Source organism: Aestuariivirga sp., assembly GCF_965227715.1.
GTDB lineage: Bacteria > Pseudomonadota > Alphaproteobacteria > Rhizobiales > Aestuariivirgaceae > Aestuariivirga.
Map to the genome: position 1 here is coordinate 1477613 of NZ_OZ245771.1, position 25193 is coordinate 1502805.

Sequence of the window (25193 nt, forward strand, 5' to 3'; positions counted from 1 at the left end):
AAAATCTCTCAGTCGCTGAGGTCTGCCGGTGTTCCTGTAGACCCTGTAATGGCAACACCGGCCATGGATTTCCCTGGACGCGACGAGGATCTGGGCGGAGTGACCAAGGCCTTGCCCGTATAAGTGATGGGCGTGCCGTTCAGGTCTACGCCCGACAGTTTGACAGTGTAAATGCCCCCAAGAAACGCATTGCCATCGCCGCGCTTCAGATAGCTATAACCTGTGCTTATATATTGACCATAGGTGGCCGTCGCCATCACGCTGGACCCATTGGGTTCGGTCAATGCGACGGTCTCGATTTTCACGGGATCCTTGAATCCGTGGCCAAGGATTAAATAGGACTCTGGTGAAGCTCCGCCAGGCGTCCATTGGTAGGATCTTGTGATGACAGCGAATGGCGCCTTGCTGCGAGATGGCTTCAACCAGAGACCCAGCAGCCAGTCGCTGCGGGGATAGGCCACAGCCGCGAGCTTCTGGGTTTGAGAAAAAGTTGAGTAGGACCAATAGGCCATGCCCGGCGGGGCGATGGAGCCGGTGCCAGAAGGTGGCCAATGGATGCCGAAGCTGTTCTGTACAAGGAGTGCGCCCTTGTAACCGTCCTTGCCGACCGTATCGTCATAGCCGACCACAAGTTGCCCATGGCCAGATGGCGGTGGCAATGTGCCTGTCTCATAGATGACGCCATTTTCGAACACCGGTTTTTTCGCATAGCCGCAGAGCACGAGACCTGAAAAAGCGACCGCCTGACCGTTGCGGAGGAAGCCCTTGATCTGGTTGATCGCATCGGGATTGTCATGAATCTGTAGCGCAGCGTAACTGCCAATGCGAAACCGGCTCATACCTGGAAAGAGATTCGGAAACATCGGTTGTGACGGCACCGCATCAAGATAGCTACAGTATGGCTTGTAGGGGACGAGTGCACGGCTGGGGGCGCCCCGGGACGTAAGCTGTGCGAGATAACCAAGCGCCATGGACCCTTGAGGACAACTCTTGTTCTCCTCCAGATGGGCGAGCGCATAGAGATAGGCAGCACTGGTCGAGTATTGCGGAAGGGCCGGGTTCCATTTGCGGAAACCAAGAACATCACGCGCAGCCGTGTAGGAACCGAGGCCATAGCCGAAGGATTGCGCCTCACAACTTCCAGGGGAACCTGGATCATCATCCGTGCCCTGCTGCGCCACTGCAGGCAGATTGCGCAGCGTGATACGTGGCGTCGAGACGGGAAGAATGGCGGCTCCGGCAAGTGCCTCCGGCGGCAAGGCCTGGACACTGGAAGAGAACTCCTCCTCATTCAGGAGAGAGCCGAAACCTGTGGTGCCTTCGCACTGCCCGGTGCCCTCTGCACGAGCGCCCGGTAGCGAAAGGCACATAAGCAAGGCCGCCCAAGCCAGGCTATTGGTCAGCTTTCGTGCATCTCCCATTGCGCAGCCTCCGGTGTGGAAGTGGGGAACTGGCCTAGCACATGCCGTATAGAGCTTGCACTGTGACCGATATTCACGCCACAGGCAACCCGGTGTCAGGAAGTAAGGAAGATTAGACAGCGCCACTCGTCCTTCTATGATGGAACAGGAAACGGCTGAGTGCGGGATGTTAAGAGATGCTGGATCGTGATAGGATAATCGCTGGACCCGCCATTGCTGACTCCTGGTATGAGATCAGGAGCATGGGTTCTGGTCTGAGCCGCATTCTGGAACGCCATGTAGCACCCTGGATGCGCTGTAACATGTGGCTGATCCACGGGCGGGAGCGTAACCTACTGATAGACAGCGGCATGGGCCTCAGGCCATTGAAACCTGAGATCGCAGCCCTTGGCGGAAAGCCGGTCGCTGCCGTCTGTACGCACTGCCACTTCGATCACATCGGCTGCGCCCATGAGTTCGAGACAAGGCTTGGCCACCGCAGTGAGGCAGAAGACTATGCTGCACCCGATCTTGACCGAAGCTGCGCGTCAAGCTGGCTCGGCGCCGAGCTGCTCACGGCACTCCCCTATGAAGGGTATGAACTGCGCAATTTTTCCCTCACTCCGGCCCCCCTTACAGGATATCTCGACGAAGGTGATGTGCTGGATACGGGCGACCGGGTATTCAATGTCTTCCACCTTCCTGGCCACTCGCCGGGTTCGATTGCCCTCTATGAGCGACAGAGCCGAACTCTATTCAGCGGCGATACAATCTATGACGGTATGCTGATCGACACGGCCTGGCATTCAGACCCCTGCCTCTATGAGGCATCGCTGCGCCGGTTGAAGGAACTTCCGATCGATCAAGTGCATGCAGGCCATGAAGCCTCTTTCGGCCGGGACCGGCTGCATGAACTGATTGAGTCCTATCTCGCCGGTGGTCAGCGGATGGTGGATGTCACGGCCTTCCTGTCATCAATGGCGGGGCAGTCTTGAAATCCTCTCAAAGCCCAGTCAGCTGATCTTTAGTGTCACTTTGCCAACGGCCTTTCCGCTCTCGAGGAAAGCGTGGGCCTTTGCCACATCCGGCAGGACGAAGGTCTCGGACAAGAGAAGTCTGAGCTTTCCTTCTGCCACGAGGGCAAGAGCCTTGGCCATGATCTGGGCTTGCTGCCTTAGGCGATCTGTCAGGCCCTTCCACATTGGCGTCAGCATCATGACATTGTGCAGAGCGAGGTTGAGATTATATGCATTGAGATCGGCATCGTCCGGGGCAATGCCCATCAGCGTGATCACGCGGCCATAAGGCGCCATTGCGCGGTAAGTTTTCTGCATCACATCTGCACCTGCATTGTCGAAGGCGACCGCAATGCCGCCCGACCAATTGAGCGCCTCCGCTGCAAAGTCGCGGTCACGATAGTTGATCGTAAGTGCTGCTCCGAGATCTTCAACAATTCTGGCTTTTTCCGGTGAGCTTATGGTTGAAGCCACGCGCGCGCCCCGAAGTGCGGCGAGTTGAATGGCGACGTGACCGGTGCCCCCAGCGCCACCGTGGATGAGCACATGTTCGCCTGGCTGCACCGCTGCGCGTTCATAGAGGGATTCCCAGCAGGTGATCGCCACCAGCGGCAGAGCGGCGGCTGTGATATCATCGATTCCGGCCGGAACCTTGGCGAGCTGCCATTCCGGGACTACGGATGCTTCAGCATAGCTCCCCATCACTCCGCCGATACCGCCATTGCAAAAGCAGACGCGGTCTCCCGGCTTTACGGCGGAGACAGCAGCACCCACCTCCCTGACGATCCCCATGCCATCATGACCCAGTACGAAGGGATCAGGACCCGAAAGATAGCCGCCGAGTTGGCGGAAGAAAATATCCGCTGGGTTCAGGGCAGCGGTACGAAGTTCCACCAGCACGTCCAACGGCCCTTGTGGCCAGGCAAGCTCCACGTCTGCCAGCCGCAGAACCTCTGGCCCACCGGTTTCCGTGACGACGGCCGCCTTGATTTTCATCTTGTAACCTTTCGCAGCTGGCGAACATACCAGAGCATGATGAGCGTGAGGCAAGCGAAGACGGTAAGCGCCAGGATGACCGAGGCCACGGCGAGTCGCGGCGTGCCCGCGGATCTGAGGCTCAACCACATCAGCACCGGCAGTGTCTGCGTGTCACGGTCCGTCAGAAACAAAGCCATGACGAATTCATTGAGCGAGATGACAAAGGCGAAGAGCAGCGAGGAGATGATACCGGTCGAGACCATCGGCAGCACGATTTCGAAGAAGGTTCGCACCGGTCCTCCTCCCAGATCGTAAGAGGCCTCCACGATCCGGTAATCAATGGTCTTGAAAGTCGCCTCCATCAGCATGAAGACCAGCGGCATTGCCCATAAGGAGTGGGAGATCATCACCAATTCACGCGAGCCGTAGAAGGCGTAATCGCCGATCGATAGGCCCCCAAAGGCAATCGCAACGCCCAGGCCCAGCACAACGCCCGGCATGAACAACGGAAGCATGATGAGAATGTACCAGCCATCCCGCCAGGGAATGACGAAGCGCTGAAACGCCCAGGCGCATAGAACGCCCGCGCTGGTGGAGATCACCGCCGTGCCGAAGGCGATGATGATCGAGTTCTTGAGCGCATCCGTCCACTGCGCGCTGGCGAAGAAGTCATAATACCATTTGGCCGACCAACTGGTGATGGGAAAGCGGATCATGGCCGCGTCATTGAAGGACATTACCAGCGTCACCAGGATCGGGACCAGAATATACCCGATGATGAAGATGGTGAAGGCGATGGAGAGCGCCCGGAACACCAGCGGCTCAACACTTCTGTGCGGGAGGGCGTCAGACATGGAATGACATCTGCTTCGATTGAAGGCTGCGGGTGATGAACATGACCGCGGCTACACCGATGACGAGCACCACCGCCAGGGCGGAGGCCATTGGCCAGTTGTGCTTGCCCAGCATCTGTTCCTGGATGAGGAAGCCCATGGTCCACAGCGTATCAGGCCCCAGGGCCGATGGTGTGGCGTAGGTCCCCATGGTCCAGATGAAGGATTGCGAGAAGGCCACCAGAATCCCAGTCCAGGTGAGTGGAAGCATGACTTCGGCAAAGGTCTTCAAGGGCGGCGCGCCGAGATCGGCGCTGGCCTCGATCAGCCGCTTGTCAATCCCGTCGAAGATCGAGAGCAAGATGAAAAAGCAATAGGGCAGCGTGACGTAGACAAGTCCGACGAAGGCAGCAAACTCCGTATACATGAGGCTTACTTTGTCGTGAATCAGCCCCGACGAAAGCAACGCATAGCTGAGTAGGCCGTTCTTTGGAAAGAACATCCACCAGCCGAAGATAATAGCAATCTCCGATATGAGCAGCGGGCAGAGTGCCAGCCCGATGAACAAAAGCCGCCAGCGTGCAGGCTTGAGCCACACGAGAAGTGCAAAACAATAACCGATCACCACCGTAGCGAAGGAAGCCATCAGCGCCAGCTGCACCGTGGTCCAGATCGCATGGGTAAAGACTGGGTTCGAGAAGAGGTTGACGTAATGCTCGAAGGTGAAGCCCTGCACGAAAAGGCGTTGATCGAAATGCAGATTGAAGCTCATCCGCGCCATGAAGAGCGTCGGGACACCGAAGAAGACCAACACGAGAACCAGGGCCGGCAGCATGAGAAACCAGGGCGCCACGGCCTTGCGCCGCGCCATTGCCCGCCGTTCGGTATCGTAGAGGACATCCCCCGGATGGGGCTTCTCCGTCACCGGAACAACCTCATATCTTCATTGCGCCAGCCGATGCCGATCATGTCGCCCACTGCACGGCCCACTGGATCAGACGTATCGGCGGCGAGTTCCAATGTGCCGGCCTTCATGTGATAGCGGTACACATCGCCCAGGAATTCGATAAAGTGAATGCGTGCCGTGAGACGGTTGGGCAGGGATGCAACGTCACCCGTCAGGCGCAGCCGCGAGGGTCGCACGTAGATCCGGCACTCGCCTTCCGCCGGGCGCTCGGAGAGGGTGAGGGCGATTGCTTCTCCGCTTCTGTCTTCGATGCTGTTTGGGGTCACGCGTAGCGGAAGACAGCAGCTTTCGCCGATGAACGTGTAGACGAACTCGCTGGACGGCGCATGGAACACGGTTTCCGGTGGGCCGATCTGTTCAATGCGGCCTGCATTCATGACGGCGACGCGGCTGGACATAGCCATCGCTTCACCCTGATCGTGGGTGACGTAGACTGCGCTGAACTTCAACTCGTCGTGCAGTCTTTTGATTTCGGCACGAAGTTGCAGGCGCAGCGAAAGGTCGAGCGCAGACAGCGGTTCATCAAAGAGCAGGATCGCGGGCCTGACGGCAAGCGAGCGTGCCAGCGCGACGCGTTGCTTCTGTCCGCCCGAAAGCTGTGCTGGATAGCGCTGCTCGAAGCCCTTCAGGCGCACGACATCGAGCGCTTCGGCGACGCGGCGCGTAATCTCATCCTTGGGCACCTTCCGCATTCGCAAACCATAGGCCACGTTTTCGGCCACCGTCTTGTGGGGAAACAGCGCTCCGGACTGGAATATCGTCGCGGTGTCGCGCTGATAGGGCGGCAGATGGTCAATGCGCTGGCCGCCTATACGGATAGCGCCACTGTTCAGCTCTTCGAAACCACCGATAAGCCGCAGCGTGGACGTCTTGCCGGAGCCCGAAGGCCCCAGCAATGTCACGAATTCGCCTTGGGCGACGGAGAGCGACACGTGGTCCACGGCCACCACGGGGCCGAATGTCCGCACCACATTCTGAAGTTCGAGGGCTGCCGTTTGCATCAGCCGCTGCGCATCCCCGAGCGGAGAAACAGGGTCAAAGCCTTCATCCTTCACCTTTTCCAGATCAAAACTGCCGCGTTCCGGCCGCTTCCTATCAGCCGGAGGTCTTGGCGATCGTCTGTTTCATGCGATCGTCATAGGCCTGATAATTGGCGTTGATCTTGTCCCAGCCATCCATGGTGATGATCTGGAACATCTTGTGATAATCCTCATTGGAGGTGGGATAGCCCACCCAGTGCTGCGGCACCGTCACGTCCTTCCGCGCCATAAAGATGAGTGACTTCGACAAGAAACGATCCTGCGTTTCCTTGTCCAGCAGGTAATTCATGAAGAGGTCGGCAAGGTCATTATGTCTTGTGCCGCGCACCTTGAAATACCAGTCTGCCCAGGCGGACACGCCCTCCTTCGGCACGGCTGCCACATATTCCCCCGGGCTCTGCGTCAGGAAGGTATAGGCATCTGATGAATAGCTCATCGCCGCATCGGCCTCGCCCTGGTTCAAGAGATTGGCCTGCTCAGCACCGTCCTTGAACCATTTCGCCACCTTGAGCTTGTCGAGTTGCTGGAACAGCTTTTCGGCCGTCGCCATGTCGTACATTTCGTCAAGGCCGGGCGAGGTCTGGTCCATCACGGCGGGAACGGACAGCGTCCACCACCAGGCAGCGCTGTCTGCCGTGACTTTACCGGCAAGCCGCTCATCCCACATGAGGCCCCAGCTGTCGGGCGCAATCCCCAGGTTCTTCCGCATGAGGAGCATGCAGGTACCACCACCAAAGGGAATGCCGTATTCCTTCGCCTTGTCAGGCCTTGTTTCATAGAACCAGGGATAGACGGCATCGAGATTGGGAATTTTGGAGCGGTCAGTCTTGACATAAAGCCCCTCGGCCAGGCCGGACGAGGAGATATATTCCTCCGCCACCGTGACGTCGAAGGGCGGATTGTCAGCCGGGGCAGCCTTGATCTGGCTTACGATCTGGTCCCAGCCGCCCACCGTTTCGGCCTTGGTGTTGAACTTGGCGTTGAAAGGCTCGATAATGGTTTCGCGAAAGATTTGCTCATAATTGCCGGACCATGACACCGCGATCAGGCTTTCCCCCTCGAAGGCGGCCTTGGCCGACGTAACGGCGGCCCTGCCGATGACGGCCGGCATCGCAACGGCGAGTGCTGCACGTTTAAGGAATTTGCGGCGCGAATTGTTCAGTCTGCTGATCTTGCCGGACATGGTTTCCTCCGCGGATCAGTGAATCCAATCCGATTTTTAGGGATCATATAATCAAACCTCATTCGCCGGGGTCAAGGAAATATCCGGGGGCCATGCTCCGGAGTGGCGTTGAGCGGAGGACCATCGTTCGGCATAAGGGCGGCATGGTTGTTTCCCCATCTGAAGCGCAGCGTCATCTTCTGCCTGCCATTGCCGTTGCCCTGTGCGGTGCCATATGGGGCGTTTTCTGGGTTCCGCTGCGCTGGTTCGATGCGGAAGGCGTGGGCGGCGCCTGGGTTTCGCTGATTTTCAATGCCCTGGCACTGGCCTCGCCCCTGCCCTGGCTTCTGAAGCGCGAGGCGTGGACGGGCTGGCGCGACCAATCGGTCAATGGCCTGCTGCTGGGCACGGCCTTCTCGCTCTATACGGTAAGCCTGGTGATGACGGACGTCATCAACGCGATTCTGCTCTTTTATCTGACACCGGTATGGAGCGCACTGGGCAGCTGGCTTCTGTTCCGCGAGAGGCTAGGCCCTTTGCGGCTGCTGGCCATGGCCATGGGCTTTGCAGGTCTTGCAGCGATCCTCGGAACTTCGGGTGGCTTGCCACTTCCCCGCAACGCGGGCGACTGGGTGGCGCTGGTGAGCGGCATGTTCTGGGCGGCCGGTACGCTGCGGAGCTATCGGCGGCCGTCGCAACGGATTTCACTGCCTGTCTTCGGCTTCGCCCTGGGGGGCGTCCTCTCTTCTACCGTCATTCTCGTTGTCGCGGGTGCGATGGGCTTGCCGCTGGCCGAGACGGGCCACCTTCCCGCCATGCTGCCGTGGATCGCGCTTCTCGGACTGATCGTGTTCGTGCCGCCTAATTTCCTGGTGCTCTGGGCAGCCCAGCGCATCGACCCGGCACGCGTCGGAATTCTTCTGATGACGGAAGTTCTATTCGGTTCGATCTCCGCTGCATTGCTGTCGGGAGAGCCCTTCCTGCTGTCGGATGCGATCGGCACGGCGCTAATCGTCAGCGCCGGCTTCATTGAGGTGCTTCGGCGCTGACGGCCTGATGTGTCTCACCCTTCGGGTCCGGGATCAGCCCTTCGATGCGCACGCCTTTGGCCGTGAGGATCGGGCGCAATTCGTCGAACACGGGTTTGTAGCGGTAGTACGGAATGCCCGGCATCATGTGATGGATCAGATGATAATTCTGACCCTGCAGCAGGATGTTGGCAAAGGGAAACAGCGACACGCGTGTGTTGCGGTAGCGTCCCGTTTCGTGATGATCATGGTGCGGCGTCCAGGTGAAGAAGGTCAGCATCACCGTCTGCCCGATCCACCATGGCACGAACCACAGGAACAGCAGCTCGCGCCAATATCCGGCGGCAACGAGAATCACGACAGTCAATGCATAGGCCGCAAAGCTGCTGAAAGTGTAGACACATTCACGCCTCGTGCAGTTGAACCGCTGACAATCACGATATTGCTGCAGCGGGTTGAAATAGTTCAGCAGCGCAAATGGCAGCCGCAGGAAGATCCAGCCCAGGAAGCTGCCGCGGGCGTAGATGTCTGGGTCGGAGTCCTCATTGGTGTGGGCATGGTGGGCCATGTGCTGGCGCTTGTGCTGATGATAGTTCAGCCACAAAGGCGCACAGGCAATCATCCCCGCCAGCGGGTCGACCCAGCGCAAGGACTTGCGGCGCGACGAAATATTGGAATGCACCGCTTCATGCACCACCGTGTAGAGCGCATAAAGGAACAGCGTATTCCCGATGAAGCCAAGCCACATGGGGATCAACCCGGCAATGGCGAGCCCGGTCGAAGCGAAGAACAGCGCGAAGAGCTCAAGCTCCAGAAGCAGGGTGCGTCCGCCAAAGTCAAGCGTGTGACGGCGGCCAACCTCGGCCTCATGCCGGACCGTTGACGCGAGCTGATCCATGCGACCCCACTTTCGACGCGAACAAGAGACTGGCCACATTCACGATAAGTGCCGCGCCCCGCCTGTCAAGACGCCGTTACAGTTGCGCGGGGCTGCAATTCGGGCGCTGGCGAAGCCAGGCCCTGTCAACTAGCATCCAGCCTCAACTGTCTCGAACGAAGGCATGCCTCATCATGATTGACGACGTCTGCTCCATGGCGGCGAAACCGCTTCGCGGTAAGGCCGCGTTAGTGACCGGTGGTCTCACGGGCCAGGGCTTTGCCATTGCCCAAGAGCTGGTCCGGCAGGGTGCTCACGTGGCGGTAGGCTCCTATGTGGGAGCGTCAGCGCGCCTCGGCGATGCCGCGGCCTATCCTGAGCAACAGGAAATCGAACAGGTGCGGACGGTGCTTGGCGCCGCGGGAAACTCGATCTTCGCAGGACACCTCGACGTTCGGGACGGGGAAAACATCACGCGGTTCATCAAGGGAGCCGAGTCCTGCTGCGGGCCCATCGATATTCTCGTCAATGCCGCTGGCACGACGGCCGAGCAGCCCGTTTCCGGTCATCCAGACGCGCTGTGGGACAAAATCATCGACACCAACCTCACGGGTGCCTTCCGCATGATCCGCGACCTTCTTCCCGGCATGATTGAGCGAAAATGGGGCCGCATCATCAACATCGGATCAACCGCCGCCTCTGTTGGTTGGAAAGACAATCCTGCCTATTGCGCGTCAAAGGCGGGCCTGCTTGGGCTCACGCGCTGCGTGGCGCTCGAAGGGGCACCACATGGCGTCACCTGTGTGATGATCTCCCCCAGCTGGGTCGAAACAGAGCTGATGCGGCGCAATGTTGATCAGCTGGTGGCACGCGAAGGCCTGGGCCGCACGCGCGAGGACGCGATGGTGGACATCGCCGCGCGAAACCCGCAACAGCGGATAATCCAGCCGCTCGAAGTTGCCTCGCGTGCCGCATATCTTTGCGGGGACGGGGCCAAGGGGATCACTGCCGAGAACATCCAGATCACCGGCGGTGCCCTGTGGTGAATGCCAGGCCGGGACTTGCATTCACGCCGATGAAGTGATCCACTCTTCGCTTCAAGCGGTGCTGACGAAAGAGGAACACATCATGACATTCAAGGCCACGCGGTATTCTGGCACCCGCCGCCACTTCCTGCGCCAGGCGGCAGTCGGACTGGCCATGCCAGCGATCATCGGGCGGGCCATGGTCTCCACGGCACAGGCCGCTTTTGAGGGTGAAGGGCTGATCGTGGTGTCATGGTCCGGCAATCATGAGCTGAGCTTCCGTGAGGCGGTGATCGATCCGTTCAACGCCAAGTACGGCACGAAGGCAGAGACAGTCGGCGGCTGGGACCAGATGGTTTCGCAAATCGTTGCGGCGCCCGCAGATAATCCACCCTTCGACATCACGATTGCGGATGAATACACAACCTCATCGGGCCTGGCGGAGAAGATTTTCCTTGAGACCGACCGCAGCAAGATGAACGGCTTCGCAGCCGTCTACCCCTGGTTCGATGCGATGCGCGGCGACGCCCGCAAATATGGCGTACCCTTCGGCGGTGGGTCTTTGTGGATGCTGACAGCGAAGAGTGCCGGACTCAAACCCGACAGCTGGAAGAATTTCTGGAACCCGAAGGTGCGCGGCAAGACCACCATGGATGCCGCGGCCTTCTATTGGGACCTCTGCATTCCCGCCCTTCTGTCGCAGACGAAGCCGGGTATTGACGAAGTGTTCGGCACGCCGGCCGAAGTTGAGCCGCTGTTCCTGGAACTGGAAAAGCTCAGAATGCCCAAATGGTACAAGGATGGGGCCGAGCTTTCCAACCTCATGCTTCAGGATGAAGCCGAAGTTGCGATGATGTATTCCGCCGATGCCTATGGCTTCATCAAGGTCCATGGTGCCGAATTCGATGCGGCCATTCCGCAGGAAGGCACGGCCTCCTACACCAACTGGTTCATGAAGGTGCGCGGCACCAGGCACTCGGACCTTTCCGATCTGTTTATGGCCTATCTGCTGGAACAGGAAACGCAGCAGCGCTTCCTGGATGTGTCGACCGACTTCATGTCGCGCTCCGATCTCAAAGCGCCGCCGCAATGGGCAAATTACCCGACGTCCAATGAGGACATGGCGCGGATGTTCAACCTGTTCAGCCTTCAGGGCTGGGAGATCTTCGGCGCCAATTGGGAAGCCCTCGATGCCCGCATGAAGAAAACAATCGCGGTGACCACGGAAGGCTAGTTACAGAATCCGGTGATCACATTGGCCGTGTTGAGCCCAAGTTCCGCGATAGCATAGCCACCTTCCATGACGAACAGCGTCGGAAGGCCAATGCGCTTGATGTCCGCCCCTAGCCGCAGGAAGTCCTCGCTCTCCAGAGCGAAACCGCCGACCGGATCGCGGATGTAGCTGTCAACACCGAGGGAGACGACCAGCACATCGGGCCCGTGCGCCTTCACCCGCTCCACCGCCTGCTGCAAGGCGGCGCGATAAGGCGCGATGGTTGTGCCGAGTGGTTGCGGAAGATTGAGATTGAAGCCTTCGCCCGCCGCTGCGCCCGTCTCGCGCGCATAGCCCAACAGAAACGGATATTCGCGTTCCGGCGTCGCGTGGATCGACGCATAGAGGACGTCGCTGCGATCGTAGAAGATGCGCTGCGTGCCATTACCGTGGTGGTAGTCGATATCGAGGATCGCAATCCGGGACGCGCCCGCATCAAGCAACATCTGTGCGGCAACAGCAGCGTTGTTGACATAGCAGTAGCCACCGGCCAGGTCAGACGAGGCGTGGTGCCCCGGCGGACGGCATAGTGCAAAGGCAGCCTCGCCACCGTTCTTCACGAAACTCGCGGCGGACAGTGTGGTGTCGACAGCGGATTTGATGGCTGACCAAGTTCCGGCGACGATCGGCACGCAGACATCGAAGGTATAGCAGGACAGCATCGAATGAACGCTGGCATTGGGCAATTGGTCCATGCCGCGCATGCCGAACATATAGGCCGTCGCAAAGCCGCCTGGGCCGAACTCGGCTTCCCACAGGGGCCAGCAATTCTCGAGGAAAGAAACAAAGCTCGGCGTGTGGACGCGGAGCACGGGCTCAAGTCCGAAGCTCGAGGCCTCGACAATGTCCTGGTGGCCCTGCGCCCGCAAGGCCTCAAGGATCGTGTCCATCCGGTCCGGGCTTTCGCACATGGGGATGAGCTTGTCATAACGCATCTCCATCGCGCCGGCATGGCCGCGATGAGCCTCGGAATGGAATATCCGCATGGTGTTTGAAGGCCGCGTGCGGCCCTGCCCTTTCGCCTGGCTCAAATGTAAAGCCAAGTTCCCCCGATGCTCTGGTGCCGTCAAGAGACCGCACCGCATGTGACACCTGCTTCAGGCGGCGAGTGCAAGAACCGATTTGACGAGGTGGCTTTCCGGATCGCGTAGCTGATCCAGTATGGTAAAGTGATTGGCCCCCGGAATTGGCACCAGATCGCCCCACAGCTGCGCCTCGCTCCGCCGCCGCTGGTATTGCCGGCTCGACTTGATCATCGCGGGCAGTTCCGCCCCGCCATAGGAGACGGTTAGAGGTTTTTCAGCCATGGGGAGCCTCATCGGAGAGAGGCTCCGCACTTCATTTTCGGTCAAATTCAGCTTGTCATTCACATGGGGCGAATCGCGGAGATGGGCGAGGTCGAACACGCCCGAAATGGCAAGTCCGGCGTGGCAGACGGGATGGTCGAGCAGAAGCGATGTGAGATGGCCTCCCGCGGACCAGCCGGTCAAGATCACAGGTCCCCTTATGCCGTGCGAGGCAGCATTCTGTTCCAGCCAGCTCAAAGCCTGCCGCAGTTCCACGACGATTTCGGTCAAGGTAGCGCCGGGGGCAAGGCTGTAGCCCGGCAAGGCAGCGGACCAGCCATGCGCCTGAAGCCCTTGAGTGAGGCAGGCAAATATCTCCTTGCTGCCGCGCTGCCAATAGCCACCGTGGATATGCACCATGCAGGGCGCCTCAGGGTTCTCAGCAGGATAAAGATCCCATTTCGTGCGCTCCCTCCCGGCATAGGGAAGGTCGAGATGGTTTGGATACCGGGCTCGCATGTCATGCGAAATCTGCGACCATTCGTCGGTCTTCTGCCGGGCAATATCCGGGCCAACATGCTCCACATTGTTATAGGCGAGGTTTCGAGCCTGCGGAGACAACTCATCCCAGTTGGACGTCACCAGCTTTCCTCCCTGTACGTCTGGCCCGAAGGAGGGCTAAGAAAATGAGAACTAAATTGGTGCGGAATCAACAGTGAAAGCAATTTGGTATGTGAAGAAAGACGGCCCCCCCGAGGGCCCACTGACCTTTCAGGACCTGATCGAAGGCATGGCCACCCTTGCAGATTGGCGCGGCCTTGAGCTCCGGCAGGCGCCCTCGGGCCGCTGGTTCCCCGCCACGGAGCTGGAGAAGCAGCTCTCGGCGGCCCCCCCGCCACGGCAATGGCTGCGCCCCGTAGCCTGGCTGGTGCTGGGCCTGGCTGCAGGTGCTCTGGCCGTGTGGTTGTTAGCACCACCGCTCCAATCTGGATTTTACGCCATGTCGGACCCTCTCTCCCGGAAACGCAACGCCATCGCGCTCAAGCTCATGGAAGCGAAAGATGGGCTGCCGAAAATGATTGACCGCACCACCATCAGAACGGGCATCAAATATGATGATCCCGTGCTCACCTTCACCAACATCATTCTTCTCGAAGCTGCGAATATTCCGGACTCGACCAAAGCCGACATCAGCCGCGCCGTCACCTCCAACACCTGCGCCTTCGCACAAGCCCGCCAATTCATGGCGGCAGAAGGTGCGATCGCCTTCAGCTATGCCGATATCGGCGCCAGGCCGCTGATGACCGTGACGGTTTCCGAGAAGAACTGTTTTTAGCACGTCCCATTACCAGCTCAGCTGCATGCTCATGCGGGCGCCGCCCTGCGAGCGAGTATAACCGAACGTGTCGGCCTGCGCCCAGCCAGCGCCACCGGACACGATGACCTTGTAGTCCCGGTCATAGAGCACGCCTGCCGCGGTGAGGCCAAAGCCGTAGGAGCCGTCGAAGACGCTGGTATTGACCTTGACGCCAAACCGGTCATCCCCCGTCAGGATGGGGTCCCCCAGCGCCATGGACATTGCCACGCCTGATTTCACCGTGGCGAGTTCCTCATAGAGGGCGCCATTGTCAGACGCGAGATTGCCGAAATTGTCGGAGGTGACGACGCCGAGCGGGCCCAGCTGCCGCGACCGGCTGGTTGACGAGTTCATGCCGGGCGCGCTGATCGTCTCGCTCTGGGTGCCGAGAACAATCTGATTGTTGGCCGTCGCTGTGGCATTGGCACCGAGAGCGGTTGATTGAGTGTGACCGTTTACGGCCGCGCCGGCTCCCACTGCCGTTGCGTTCTGGCCCTGTGCACTTGCCGCGGTTCCAACGGCGGCGGAGCCCGTTCCCGAAGCTGACGCGCCCGCACCCATGGCAATCGTGCTGGTACCCCCGGCCGAAGCACCGGTCCCCATGGCGACGGTGTTGGTCCCCGATGCCGTGGCGCCAGCGCCAATCGAGACCGCGCCATCCTGGGAGGCCGTCGCATTGCTGCCGAGGGCGACCGCGGATGTGCCCGTTGCGCTGTTCTGCTGGCCGATGGCGACGGCGCCATCACCCGTGGCCGTATTGTCCGCGCCAATCGCAGTGGCGCCCGTGCCCGTGGCGGTGTTCGGATCGCCGATGGCAACGGCGCCATTTCCGGCGGCGGTATTCTTGTCGCCCACGGCCACCGCCCCGCGGCCGCTCAACACGCTTGAGTTTCCACCCGCGAAAGAGCCTGTGCCAGCTGCCGATGCGACCATTGCGCCGGCACCTATGGCCGTCGTCCCGTCTGCCAGCGCCTGCGAACCCGCGCCAACGGCAGTGGATTGCTTGGCCTCGGCACTCGCATCAAGTCCCATGGCGACAGCGCCGAGGGAGGCGGCACTGGCATTCTGGCCGACCGCAGTGGATGATTGGCCTGCCGCTGAGGAATCGAGGCCTGCTGCGATGGAGCCAAGTTCCGTTGCAGACGCCTTGTCGCCTATGGCTATGGATGATTCACCTGTTGCAGATGCCTCGGTACCCTGGGCGACGGCGTCTTCTCCGGTCGCCGAAGCCCACCAACCGAGCGCCATCGAAGCCAGGCCACCTGCGGAGGCGTTGCCACCAACCGCAATGCCCTCGTCGTCCTCCGCCACAGCGCCGTTGCCCAGCGCCACCGCGCGATCGCCCTTTGCCGCCGCTTCCTCACCAATGGCAGTTGCGGATTGTCCGGTGGACTCCGCTTTGCTCCCAAAGGCCACGCTTCCTTCACTGCTGGACATCGCATCGGTGCCTATGGAAATCGCGTTTTCGGCACTTGCACCGGCACCATCACCCAAGGCCGTAGCGCTTTGGGCGGTCGCGCTGGCATCGCTTCCGAAGGCGAGCGAATCCGATTTGGTTGCCTCTGCACTCAGACCCAGCGCGACGGAGTCTTCTCCCGCCGCGCTCGCGGATTTGCCGAAGGCCATGGCGCCAGCGCCACTTGCCGCTGCTCCCGTTCCCGCTGCGATACTATCTTGCGCATGCGCCTCGGCGTCGCTGCCAATCGCCACGGAATCCTCTCCCGTGGCGGATGCACTTTCGCCTGCTGCGAAGCTCGAATCTCCTTTGGCCGATGCACTCGTGCCCAGCGCAAGGGCATCGTTACCCTCGGCAGCAGCGCCCTGCCCTGCCGCCATGCTGGCGTTACCGCTGGCTTCAGCCTCCGTGCCGATAGCGACGGCATTGTCACCGCCCGCGTTGGCCCCTTGGCCAGCTGCAAAGGCGCTGTTGCCTGTCGCCTGCGCGTCACGGCCAACGGCAACCGAATCGTCACCTTCAGCAATTGCACCGTCCCCGGCGGCCAGCGCACTGTCACCTTTGGCCTGCGCATCCGTGCCAAGCGCGATGGAATTCTCACCCTCCGCCGCCGCGCCGTTGCCGCCGGCCAAGCTGCTGTCACCCGTGGCTTGCGCATCCGTGCCAAGCGCGATGGAATTGCTACCCTCCGCAGTGGCGCCATTGCCTGCGGCCAATGCGCTGTCGCCTTTGGTTTGCGCGTCAGTACCCAGAGCGATGGAGTCCTCACCTTCAGCGGTAGCACCATTGCCGCCGGCCAGGCTTCTGTCGCCCTTGGCTTGCGCATCCGTGCCAAGAGCGATGGAATCGTCCCCCTCTGCAGCAGCCCCTTTGCCGGCGGCAAGACTGCTGTCGCCCTTGGCGTGTGCATCGCTGCCGAGGGCAATGGAATCATCACCTTCCGCAAGAGAGTCGCGTCCAAAGGCGATGGCGCCCGCACCGCTCGCCGTCGACCTGGGTCCGATAGCAATCGATTCCAATCCGCTGGCAGACGCGTTGAGCCCAAGTGCTGTTGCGCCCACGCCGGTGGCGGATGCAGCGCTGCCGAGCGCGATGGAGTTGACGGCCGATGCGTTGGACCCATTGCCGACCGCTATGGCGCTGACGTCTCCCGTCGTAGCCAGTGCGCCGCCGGTCCCTGCTCCCGCAAATGCGCCTCCACCGATGGTGACGCCAGGTGAATAGGATTCGAGATCGGGGTTGCCAATGACAATGTCACCACCGTAGGCAGATATGCCCTGAGTGGCTTCGAGCTTGCTTGTATTGGTGGTTCCGCCAACATAAACATCGGCCACAAAGCTCACGTCATCGTTGAAGATGGAACCGCCGGTGACGTTCACGCCACCCGCATCGACGGTCACGGTGCCGGTGAACTCCTGATTACAGCTCGGTAAATCGGCGATGTAAGTACTCAGGTTCTGCGCCGCCACAGTGTAACCCTCAGCAACCTTCGTCACCGCGACGCTGGAAACACCGGCGGCGGCCGCTACTCCAGCAGCTCCATTTGCCACCAGCTCGGCTGCAGAAGTTGTCGCAAGAATTCCATATATGGCCGATTGCGCAGTTGCTGACGTTCCGAGTGCGCCGAGCCCCAGGATCTGGGCATCCGCGCTGGCGCCAAGCGCACCCATGGATAGAGACATGGTGCCTGCGGCGCCTCCGGCCGTATCAAGCGAGAGGCCCGCAGCCACGAGCCCGGGCGCCGCACCTCCGGCATCGAACGGCACCGCCACGCCAATTGCTGCTTCGTCCAGACCTGCAGAGCCCAGTGCGAATGCTGTAGCCTGGGCATCCAATTCAAATGCCAGGGACGTATACTCAGCCGTCGTGGCACTCACCGCGGTCACAACGTCGCCAAACGCGCCAGCCGTCGTCGTCAAGGCCGTGCCGAGGGCCGTAAACTCAGCTTGCTGGCCTGTGATGGCGATTGCCTCTGCTGCAAGATGTGTCACATCTCCGGCTGCAGCTGTCGCCTCCAGATCGGATGCCGCGCCATAGTTCGTATTGGCGTTCTCAAGATTGGTGTTAATGGCCTGGGTGTATTGCTGGAAACAGCCACCACTGCCAGGCGTATCCAGCTGCGGGGTATTCGTCGTCACCTTGGTGGGAACGGGCGGCACCAGCGGGCTGCTTGCCGGATAGGCAGGCCCCGCGCAGGCAAGCGATAGCGCTGCCAGTGCCGTTGCGGCCTTGAAGGACAAGCTTAGTCCGCGCTTACGGGGGCGAGTCAGCAATCGGGAGTTCGGCAAGACGGGAGTTCCTCATGATCTGGATCATCTGATCAAGCGAAAGCGCAAAGAACAGAGATGCCGGGGATAACGCCGAACCTGAAGTACTCGGGAAAAATACTTACCCCCGAAACTCCCACCTTATTTATGTCACACAAATTCCTAACAGTAAATTGATTGCCTTTGAGTCAACCGGAAGTCACTCTTCGGCGGCTGGCCCGGGCCAATATGCATCATAAGGATGCAATACGACGCTGTTATGTATCGGTGAAGTAATCTTCGTGGAGCGGCCGGAGCCGCGCAATGGCGTTGAATACCGAGCGGAGATGCAATTTCATCGCCTTCACTGCCGCCACCGAATCACCTTGGTCCAGCGCCGCGACGATAGCTTCATGTTCAGCGATGATATCTTCGCGGTGACCCGGCACGCGGTTGGCGAGATGGCCAATCCGGTCCCACAGCATTTTCACGCCCTGCACCGTTTTCCACACGCCTTCGAGGTCCGCTGCCCGTGCGATCAGCTGATGGAAGCGTTCATTGTCCAGATAGAAGCCCCAGGCATCGCCTGCCATGGCATGTCGCTTCTGATCCGCGAGGTTCACATGCGCTTCAGCCGCATCGGCGGTGCTCCATTTTTGGGCAGCGACCTTCACGAGAGCCATCTCAAGTGCGGTGCGGGCGAACTGGCTTTCCTTCACCTGCTTCATGCGAATGGGTGCCACGAAGCTTCCGCGCTGCGGAAAAATGTCGATCAGCCCATCTTCTGCCAACCGGGTGAGCGCAATGCGCACGGGAGAGCGCGACACGCCGAACATGCCGCAGATACGGTTCTCGCTCAGCGCCTCGTTGGGGCCCAGCCGGCAGGTGATGATCTCTTCTCGGAGATGGCCATAGATCTGGTCGGCGGCGGGGAGCCGCCTGTCGAGCAGGCGGACCACCGCGTCTTCGGTTGCGGGGATGCCCATTTCAATCTTGTCGCATCATGGCTTGTATACTAGCATGCCGGTGAGCGGCCCAAAGATCAACGCAATTCTGCCGCCGCCCATGGGAGAAAACGTCATGAGAACAGTTGCTAAGCTGGTCGCTGCAGTGGGACTCTGCGCTGCGGCCTTAACCCCCGCCCTGGCCGATCCGGGCACCAAAGTGGCGCTCGTTCCGGGTGGTCCCCACCCCTATTTCGCCGCCTGGGAGCAGGCCGGCAAGGACGCCATGAAGGACTTCAACCTGGGTGCGGCGGACTACCGCGTACCGCAGAAATGGGAACTGGCCCAGCAGAGCCAGCTTCTCGAAAGCCTGCTAACCCAAGGCTATAATTCCTTCCTGATCTTCCCTGGCGATGCCGTCGGCACCAATGCCGTGGTGCAGGAAATCACCGAGAACGGTGGGCAGGCGATTGCCACGGCGGGCTGCCTGAAGGACCCGACTCCCGCCCTGTTCTGCATGGGCACGGATACCGGCAATTCCGCCTATCTCGGCACCAAGGAACTCATCAAGGCGATGGGCGGAAAGGGCAAAATCGCGCATTTCACCGGCTTCTTGGTTGATCCCAACACGCAGCTCCGCATCGATGCGGTGAACAAGGCCGCGGCAGAAACCAATGGCGCGGTCGAAGTCGTGCAGGCCATTGCCGACATCGATGCTCCCCAGCCGGCGGAAGAAAAGATCAACGCCTATCTCGCAGCCAATGCCGCCAATGTGGATGGCATCGTGACCACGGCGTGGGTCCCAGCCGTCACCGCTGCCAATGCGCTGCGCAAGATCGGCGACAAGCGCATCAAGATGGTCGGCATCGATCATGACGAGGTTGTGCTGCAGGCGATCAAGGACGGCTACCTCAACGGCACCATGCTTCAGAACCCCTATGGCCAGGGCTATATAGGCTCCTACGTGCTGGACAAGCTGCGCACCGGCTGCACGCTGAAGGCGGATGCACCGTGGAAGTCCAACGCGCTCACGGCCAAGTTCGTCGACTCGGGCACGGTGTTCGTGGATGCCGCGCAGGTCGACACCTATGTCGATGCCATGCGCAACATCACCAAGGATATTCTCGCGAATTTCGAGAAGGACTACATGGACTGCAAGTAAATCCACCAGCCTCTCCTCCGCGCAATGCGGGGGAGAGGATCTTCATTGATGCCTTCGCCGGAATGACGGTCCAAGTCGCACACCACATCAACATGAGACTGATTCCGTGAGCGAGACGATTGACGCAGGCAGGGACTTCACGCGCAGCTCCGGCGCGTTGCGCCTGCTGCTCAGCAACGAGTTCGGCCTTGCAGTACTCATTGCCGTCGCATTCGCCGCATTTGCGGTCTCGCTCCCTGGCTTTACTTCGCCCTTCAGCCTATTCACCATCGGGCGGCAAGTCGGTATCGACACGATGATCGGCCTTGCCATGATGGCGGTCATCGTCACCGGAGGCCTTGATCTCTCCGTGGGTGCCATCGGCGTCTGCGCAGCAATGGCCTTCGGGTGGATGTCGCAGGCCCATGGGGTGCCGCTCACACTCGCCGTCCCTGCCGCAATCCTGTTCGGCGCCATGCTCGGCTTCATCAATGGTTACGCCGTAGTGCGCTCGGGCGTCCACAGTTTCATCATCACGCTCGCCAGCATGAGCATCTTTTTCGGGGTGATGATCTTTCTGAGCCAGGCGCAGGCTTTCAATGCGCTGCCGCCGGAGGTCACGGCACTTGGCAAGATGCGGCTGTTCGGCAAGGTGTCCGTGCTGCTGGTCATCACGCTCTTCGTATGCTGTGCGTTGAGCCTGTTCTACCGTTTCACCACGCTGGGCCGGCGGATGCTGGCGGCGGGCGCCAACCCGCGCGCGGCGGAGCTTTCCGGCATCCGTACCGGCCGCATTATCACTGCCTGCCACATGCTGACAGGTGCACTCGCGGCACTCGCAGGCCTCATGCTGACGGCCCGAACGGGGGCCGCAGTCCCATCCATGGCTGGCCATCTGGGGCAGGACTGGCTGCTCCCCGCCTTCCTGGCGCCGGTTCTGGGCGGCACGCTGCTGTCGGGTGGACGCGTTTCGGTGGTCGGAACACTGCTGGGTGCGGCCTTCGTCACCATCATGACCAGCGGCTTACTGCTAATGCGCGTGGGCGAGTTCTGGATCCTGGCCTGCCTCGGCCTCATCCTGCTGCTCGCCGTTCTGACGGACAGGCTGCGGCAGACCATGTTGCGCGCGAGAGGGTTGATTTGATGTCCCGCACCCTGAACCGGTTGTTCGACAATGATTGGGTGGGCCCTGCCCTCGTGTGTTTCGTCGCAATCGTCGGCATCTCGATCCTGCAACCGAGCTTCCTTTCTTCTTTCAACATTTTCGTGCTGCTCTCGGCCATTGCCGTCAACATGGTGGTGGCGCTTGGCCAGCTTGTGATCATCGCCATCGGCCAGATGAACCTGGCCTTGGGCGCCTTTGGTGGCCTGGTCGCCATCAGCTTTGTGGCGGTGATGGAGCTTTATGGCGTGCCGCCCGCCGCCGCTGTGGTAGTCGCCCTTGCCATTGGCACAATCGCCGGCGCGGCAACGGGTTTCGTCATCGCGCGCACCGGCATCTCTGCCTTCATCATCACGCTGGCGGGGCTGCAAATATTCAAGGGCATCAACCTTGGCATCACCGAAGCGCAGCCCTTCTATGGTGTGCCACAGGTGGTGAAGGATTTTGGCAACCTCTCGATCTTCGGGCCCATTCCCTGGTTGATCGTACCGATGGTCATCACCTCGCTCGCCATGTGGTATCTGTTCAACCGGCTACGCATCGGACGCTATATTCTGGCGGTGGGCGGCAACCGCACGGCGGCAGAGCTTTCCGGCATCAACGTCACCGCCACCATTATCTGGGCCTTCGCGATTTCGGGCGCCCTTGCCGCCATTGCCGGCATGATGCTGGTGGCGCGGCTTCAGATCGGCCAGCCCACTATCGGAGACGACTGGTTGATCTCCTCCTTTGCAGCACCCGTGATCGGCGGCGCCGTACTGGCGGGTGGGCATGTGAGCGTGGGCGGCACCTTCTTTGGTGTTGTCATCATTGCCATCATTACCCAGGCTCTGGTGCTGTTCGCCATAGACCCGTTCGTGGTGCAGATCGTGCTTGGCGCATTGATCCTCTGGGCGGTGGGCATCAACCGCTTCCGCGAAATCCGTGTCGCCAAGCTGAACGAGGCACGCTGAGATGACGGCCCTTCAGGTTTCACGGGTCAGCAAGTCATTTCCAGGCGTTAAGGCGCTGGACGATGTTTCGATGACGCTGCGAGGCGGCTCCGTTCATGCGCTTCTAGGGGAGAATGGCGCAGGCAAATCGACCCTCATCAAGATCATGACGGGCATCCACCGGGCGGATCATGGCAAGATCACCATGGAGGGGACGCCCACGCGCTTTGCCAACCCTCGTCAGGCAGCAGCGGGCGGCCTCGGCGTAGTGCACCAGGAGCGAAATCTCGTCACGCGCTTCTCGGTTGCCGAAAATATTATGCTCGACAGACTTGGCAAGCATGCGCTCTCCTCCGTCAACTACCCTGCTCTCGCTGCGGAGGCACGACGCTGGCTGCTGCAGCTTGATCTCGACATCGACCCGATGACGCCGGTCTCGCGCCTCAGCGTGGCGCAGATGCAGCTGGTTGAAATCGGCAAGGCCTTGTCACTTCAATCGCGCGTGCTGCTGCTGGATGAACCTACGGCCTCGCTTACCCCCAGCGAGGCGCAGGTTCTGTTCCGCATCTTGCGGAAGCTTCGGGACCAGGGTGTGGCCATCGGCTTCGTGAGCCACAAGCTCGAAGAGGTGTTCGACATATGCGACACCGTCACCGTACTGCGGGACGGCCGCAACGCGTGTGACAGTGCATCGCTCAAGTCTCTCAATCGGGACGATGTGGTGAAGATGATGATCGGCCGTGCCGAGCGCATATCGCGCCGCGCGCCAAGGCCTCAGCCCGCAGCCACCCCCTACTTCGAACTGCGCGATTACTCATCGGCCGCCGGGCACCACAAGGTTTCGCTCTCGGTGCGGCCGGGTGAAATTCTCGGTCTCTATGGCTTGGTCGGCGCTGGCCGCAGCGAACTCGCCAAGGCGGTGCTCGGGCTCGCCCGGAAAACCGGCGGCGAGATTCTGGTTTCGGGAGAGCCGCGAAAGATCGGCTCCGTGGCGGAAGCACTGGACCTCGGCATCGGCTATGTCAGCGAAGACCGGAAGGGCGAGGGCCTTATCCTCCTGCATTCGGTTCTTGCCAATGCAGGGATCACCGTGTGGCGGACGCTCGCCAGTGCAGTTGGCTTCCTCCGTGATGGAACTGTTGCAACCAAGGTGGGGCCCATCTTGCGAAAGCTCGAGGTGAAGACACCGTCGCTGGATCAGACGATTGGAAACCTCTCCGGCGGAAATCAGCAGAAGGTTTCGGTCGCGAAGTGGATTGCGGCGGGCGTCAAGCTTCTCATCATCGATGAGCCCTCGGTCGGCATCGATATCAAGACCAAGGCCTATCTCCACGATCTCATTCATGAGTTGGCCGAAGGCGGTACGGCCGTCCTGCTCATCACCTCGGATCTCACGGAAATGGTGGATGTGGCGGATCGTGTGGCCGTGATGGTTGACGGCCGCATCGAAGGTCTCGTCGAGAATGACCGGAATTATGAGCGCGTGAGCACCGCCATCATGGGGCTGATCCATGGCCGTGCTACCGCCGCTTCGGCGCGTGCCGGGTGAGCTGAGGAGAAGAGAGATGGCGAAGATCACCCGCGTGGAAGCTCTGATGGTGGATTTGCAGCCCAAGGTGAAGCGCACCGATGCAATCCAGTCCTTCGTGAGCCAGGAAACACCCATTATCCGCATTTATGATGCCGATGGCGCGGTGGGGACGGGATACAGCTACACGATCGGCACCGGTGGACCTTCCATCATGGAACTGATCCGCCGCACGCTCGGGCCAGCACTGGTCGGACGCGAATCGCTCGAGATCGAGAAGATCTGGCGCGACCTGTACTTTCTCACCCACGCCACCACGGTGGGTGCCATCACATCGCTGGCGCTGGCGGCAATCGACACCGCCCTATGGGACCTGAAGTGCCGCCGCATGGGTGAGCCTTTGCACCGCATGGCGGGAGGCGCCCAGTCGCGCGTGCCGCTTTATACGACGGAGGGCGGCTGGCTCCACATCGACACCCAGGCCTTGGTCGACGATGCGCTCGAGGCCAAGGCCAAGGGTTTTGGTGGCTCAAAGATAAAGGTCGGCCGGCCACACGTGTCCGAAGACGTGGCCCGGCTTCAGGCGGTGCGGGAGGCCGTTGGCCCTGCCTTCGAGATCATGACGGATGCCAACCAGCGCTTCACCGTGGACGAGGCGATCCGCCGGGCCCGCTGCCTGACACCCATCGACATCGCCTGGTTCGAAGAGCCGCTGACGGCGGATGACATCAGCGGCCATGTGCGTCTCTCGCAGAGCACAACGATTCCCGTGGCGGTGGGGGAGAGCCTCTACAGCCATTTGAATTTCCGGGAATATCTGGAGCGTGGGGCGTGCTCGATTGTGCAGGCGGACGTGGCGCGGGTTGGCGGCATAACACCATGGCTCAAGGTCGCGCATCTGGCGGAGTGCTTCAATGTACCCATCTGCCCGCATTTTCTGATGGAGCTTCATGTGTCTTTGTGCGCCGCCGTGCCCAATGCCCGCTGGGTAGAATATATTCCGCAGATCGATTCACTGACGACGGAGCCGATGCTTATCGCGGAAGGCCACGCCATTCCATCGAACGAGCCGGGCCTTGGCATCGCCTGGGATTTCCAGGCGATTGCCAAGGCCACGGTACCGGGATCGGCTTTCGTTCTCGCCTGATCAGAGCGGCGAGACGCCGGTGATGTTGCCCGCGCTGTTGATGCGCACCCGGAACTTGTTGCCGGAACGCCAGGCCACGAAGCGGTAGCTCGGGGCCGAGCAGTCGGTGGCGGTCACGTTGTAGAAGCCGCTGCCGCGCACGATCTTCTTGGCCTGATAGCAGCTGACTCCGTAGTAGGGCTGATAGTAGTCGGCCGGGCCATAATAGCCGGGGGCGTAGAAGCCGCCGGCGCCGAGGCCGATGCCGACCCCGATGTTGACGTGGGAGTTCGCCTCGGCGTTCTGGGCGGGGATCACGGCGAAGGCGAGAAGGGCGGCGGCAGCGAAGATTGACTTGGTAAGCATCGGGTGGTTCCTCCTTTGTTGATAGGAGGACCCTAGTCCCGCACCCTTCT

22 protein-coding genes are annotated in these 25193 nt (G+C 60.7%); 10 read left to right on the forward strand and 12 right to left on the reverse strand.

What is annotated here, in order from left to right; genetic code table 11:
* Positions 1-8: 8 nt before the first annotated feature.
* A complete protein-coding gene (locus ACO06F_RS07075; RefSeq protein WP_421695983.1) occupies positions 9-1421 on the reverse strand; it encodes a hypothetical protein in 1413 nt (470 codons plus the stop codon).
* Positions 1422-1663: 242 nt separating this feature from the next.
* Here ACO06F_RS07075 and ACO06F_RS07080 point away from each other — a divergent pair, with 242 nt between their 5' ends.
* Positions 1664-2395 carry an MBL fold metallo-hydrolase gene (locus tag ACO06F_RS07080; protein ID WP_421695984.1) on the forward strand — a complete coding sequence of 244 codons (732 nt, stop codon included), beginning with the start codon at positions 1664-1666 and terminating at the stop codon, positions 2393-2395.
* An 18-nt stretch (positions 2396-2413) separates the two neighbouring features.
* Here ACO06F_RS07080 and ACO06F_RS07085 read toward each other — a convergent pair whose 3' ends face one another.
* From ACO06F_RS07085 to ACO06F_RS07105, 5 genes are all read right to left on the reverse strand, one after another.
* Positions 2414-3412: a zinc-binding dehydrogenase gene (locus ACO06F_RS07085; RefSeq protein ID WP_421695985.1), complete on the reverse strand. Its 999-nt coding sequence runs from the start codon at positions 3410-3412 to the stop codon at positions 2414-2416.
* Positions 3409-4248, reverse strand: a complete 840-nt coding sequence (locus tag ACO06F_RS07090; protein WP_421695986.1) for an ABC transporter permease — start codon at positions 4246-4248, stop codon at positions 3409-3411. Before ACO06F_RS07090 ends, ACO06F_RS07085 begins: the two co-directional genes overlap by 4 nt.
* A complete protein-coding gene (locus ACO06F_RS07095; protein WP_421695987.1) occupies positions 4241-5152 on the reverse strand; it encodes an ABC transporter permease in 912 nt (303 codons plus the stop codon). Before ACO06F_RS07095 ends, ACO06F_RS07090 begins: the two co-directional genes overlap by 8 nt.
* On the reverse strand, positions 5149-6195 hold the full coding sequence (locus tag ACO06F_RS07100; protein WP_421695988.1) for an ABC transporter ATP-binding protein: 1047 nt from the start codon (positions 6193-6195) through the stop codon (positions 5149-5151). Before ACO06F_RS07100 ends, ACO06F_RS07095 begins: the two co-directional genes overlap by 4 nt.
* Before the next feature lie 94 nt (positions 6196-6289).
* Positions 6290-7417 (reverse strand): ABC transporter substrate-binding protein, encoded by a 1128-nt coding sequence (locus ACO06F_RS07105; RefSeq protein ID WP_421695989.1) that lies wholly within the window; start codon positions 7415-7417, stop codon positions 6290-6292.
* Positions 7418-7560: 143 nt separating this feature from the next.
* On the opposite strand from ACO06F_RS07105, the gene ACO06F_RS07110 reads away from it, so the two are divergent.
* Positions 7561-8445 (forward strand): DMT family transporter, encoded by an 885-nt coding sequence (locus ACO06F_RS07110; protein ID WP_421695990.1) that lies wholly within the window; start codon positions 7561-7563, stop codon positions 8443-8445.
* Here ACO06F_RS07110 and ACO06F_RS07115 read toward each other — a convergent pair.
* The gene (locus tag ACO06F_RS07115; RefSeq protein WP_421695991.1) at positions 8423-9322 is read right to left on the reverse strand and encodes a fatty acid desaturase; all 900 of its coding nucleotides are present in this window, start codon (positions 9320-9322) and stop codon (positions 8423-8425) included. The genes ACO06F_RS07110 and ACO06F_RS07115 overlap by 23 nt on opposite strands.
* A 173-nt stretch (positions 9323-9495) precedes the next feature.
* Between ACO06F_RS07115 and ACO06F_RS07120 the strand changes: the two genes are divergently transcribed.
* On the forward strand, positions 9496-10347 hold the full coding sequence (locus ACO06F_RS07120; RefSeq protein ID WP_421695992.1) for an SDR family NAD(P)-dependent oxidoreductase: 852 nt from the start codon (positions 9496-9498) through the stop codon (positions 10345-10347).
* An 82-nt stretch (positions 10348-10429) separates the two neighbouring features.
* Positions 10430-11560 (forward strand): ABC transporter substrate-binding protein, encoded by a 1131-nt coding sequence (locus tag ACO06F_RS07125; protein WP_421695993.1) that lies wholly within the window; start codon positions 10430-10432, stop codon positions 11558-11560.
* On the opposite strand, the gene ACO06F_RS07130 is transcribed toward ACO06F_RS07125, so the two are convergent.
* Both ACO06F_RS07130 and ACO06F_RS07135 read right to left on the reverse strand, forming a co-directional pair.
* Positions 11557-12630, reverse strand: coding sequence for a histone deacetylase family protein (locus ACO06F_RS07130; protein WP_421695994.1), 1074 nt, complete (start codon positions 12628-12630; stop codon positions 11557-11559). The genes ACO06F_RS07125 and ACO06F_RS07130 overlap by 4 nt on opposite strands.
* A 66-nt stretch (positions 12631-12696) precedes the next feature.
* Positions 12697-13527: an alpha/beta hydrolase gene (locus tag ACO06F_RS07135; protein WP_421695995.1), complete on the reverse strand. Its 831-nt coding sequence runs from the start codon at positions 13525-13527 to the stop codon at positions 12697-12699.
* A 73-nt stretch (positions 13528-13600) separates the two neighbouring features.
* Between ACO06F_RS07135 and ACO06F_RS07140 the strand changes: the two genes are divergently transcribed.
* The gene (locus tag ACO06F_RS07140) at positions 13601-14221 is read left to right on the forward strand and encodes a hypothetical protein (protein WP_421695996.1); all 621 of its coding nucleotides are present in this window, start codon (positions 13601-13603) and stop codon (positions 14219-14221) included.
* A gap of 9 nt (positions 14222-14230) precedes the next feature.
* Here ACO06F_RS07140 and ACO06F_RS07145 read toward each other — a convergent pair whose 3' ends face one another.
* Positions 14231-17938, reverse strand: coding sequence for a hypothetical protein (locus ACO06F_RS07145; RefSeq protein WP_421695997.1), 3708 nt, complete (start codon positions 17936-17938; stop codon positions 14231-14233).
* A gap of 284 nt (positions 17939-18222) precedes the next feature.
* Complete coding sequence (locus tag ACO06F_RS07150; RefSeq protein WP_421695998.1) at positions 18223-18930, reverse strand: GntR family transcriptional regulator; 708 nt, start codon at positions 18928-18930, stop codon at positions 18223-18225.
* Positions 18931-19024: 94 nt separating this feature from the next.
* On the opposite strand from ACO06F_RS07150, the gene ACO06F_RS07155 reads away from it, so the two are divergent.
* From ACO06F_RS07155 to ACO06F_RS07175, 5 genes are all read left to right on the forward strand, one after another.
* Positions 19025-20050 carry a sugar ABC transporter substrate-binding protein gene (locus ACO06F_RS07155; protein WP_421695999.1) on the forward strand — a complete coding sequence of 342 codons (1026 nt, stop codon included), beginning with the start codon at positions 19025-19027 and terminating at the stop codon, positions 20048-20050.
* Between the two features lie 106 nt (positions 20051-20156).
* Positions 20157-21173, forward strand: coding sequence for an ABC transporter permease (locus ACO06F_RS07160; RefSeq protein WP_421696000.1), 1017 nt, complete (start codon positions 20157-20159; stop codon positions 21171-21173).
* Positions 21173-22144, forward strand: a complete 972-nt coding sequence (locus ACO06F_RS07165) for an ABC transporter permease (RefSeq protein WP_421696001.1) — start codon at positions 21173-21175, stop codon at positions 22142-22144. Before ACO06F_RS07160 ends, ACO06F_RS07165 begins: the two co-directional genes overlap by 1 nt.
* Before the next feature lies 1 nt (position 22145).
* Positions 22146-23672: a sugar ABC transporter ATP-binding protein gene (locus tag ACO06F_RS07170; RefSeq protein WP_421696002.1), complete on the forward strand. Its 1527-nt coding sequence runs from the start codon at positions 22146-22148 to the stop codon at positions 23670-23672.
* Between the two features lie 16 nt (positions 23673-23688).
* On the forward strand, positions 23689-24798 hold the full coding sequence (locus ACO06F_RS07175) for a mandelate racemase/muconate lactonizing enzyme family protein (protein ID WP_421696003.1): 1110 nt from the start codon (positions 23689-23691) through the stop codon (positions 24796-24798).
* Here the strand turns inward: ACO06F_RS07175 and ACO06F_RS07180 are convergent, their stop codons facing one another.
* Entirely contained in the window at positions 24799-25143 is a 345-nt protein-coding gene (locus ACO06F_RS07180) for a hypothetical protein (protein WP_421696004.1), read from the reverse strand.
* Between the last annotated feature and the right edge of the window lie 50 nt (positions 25144-25193).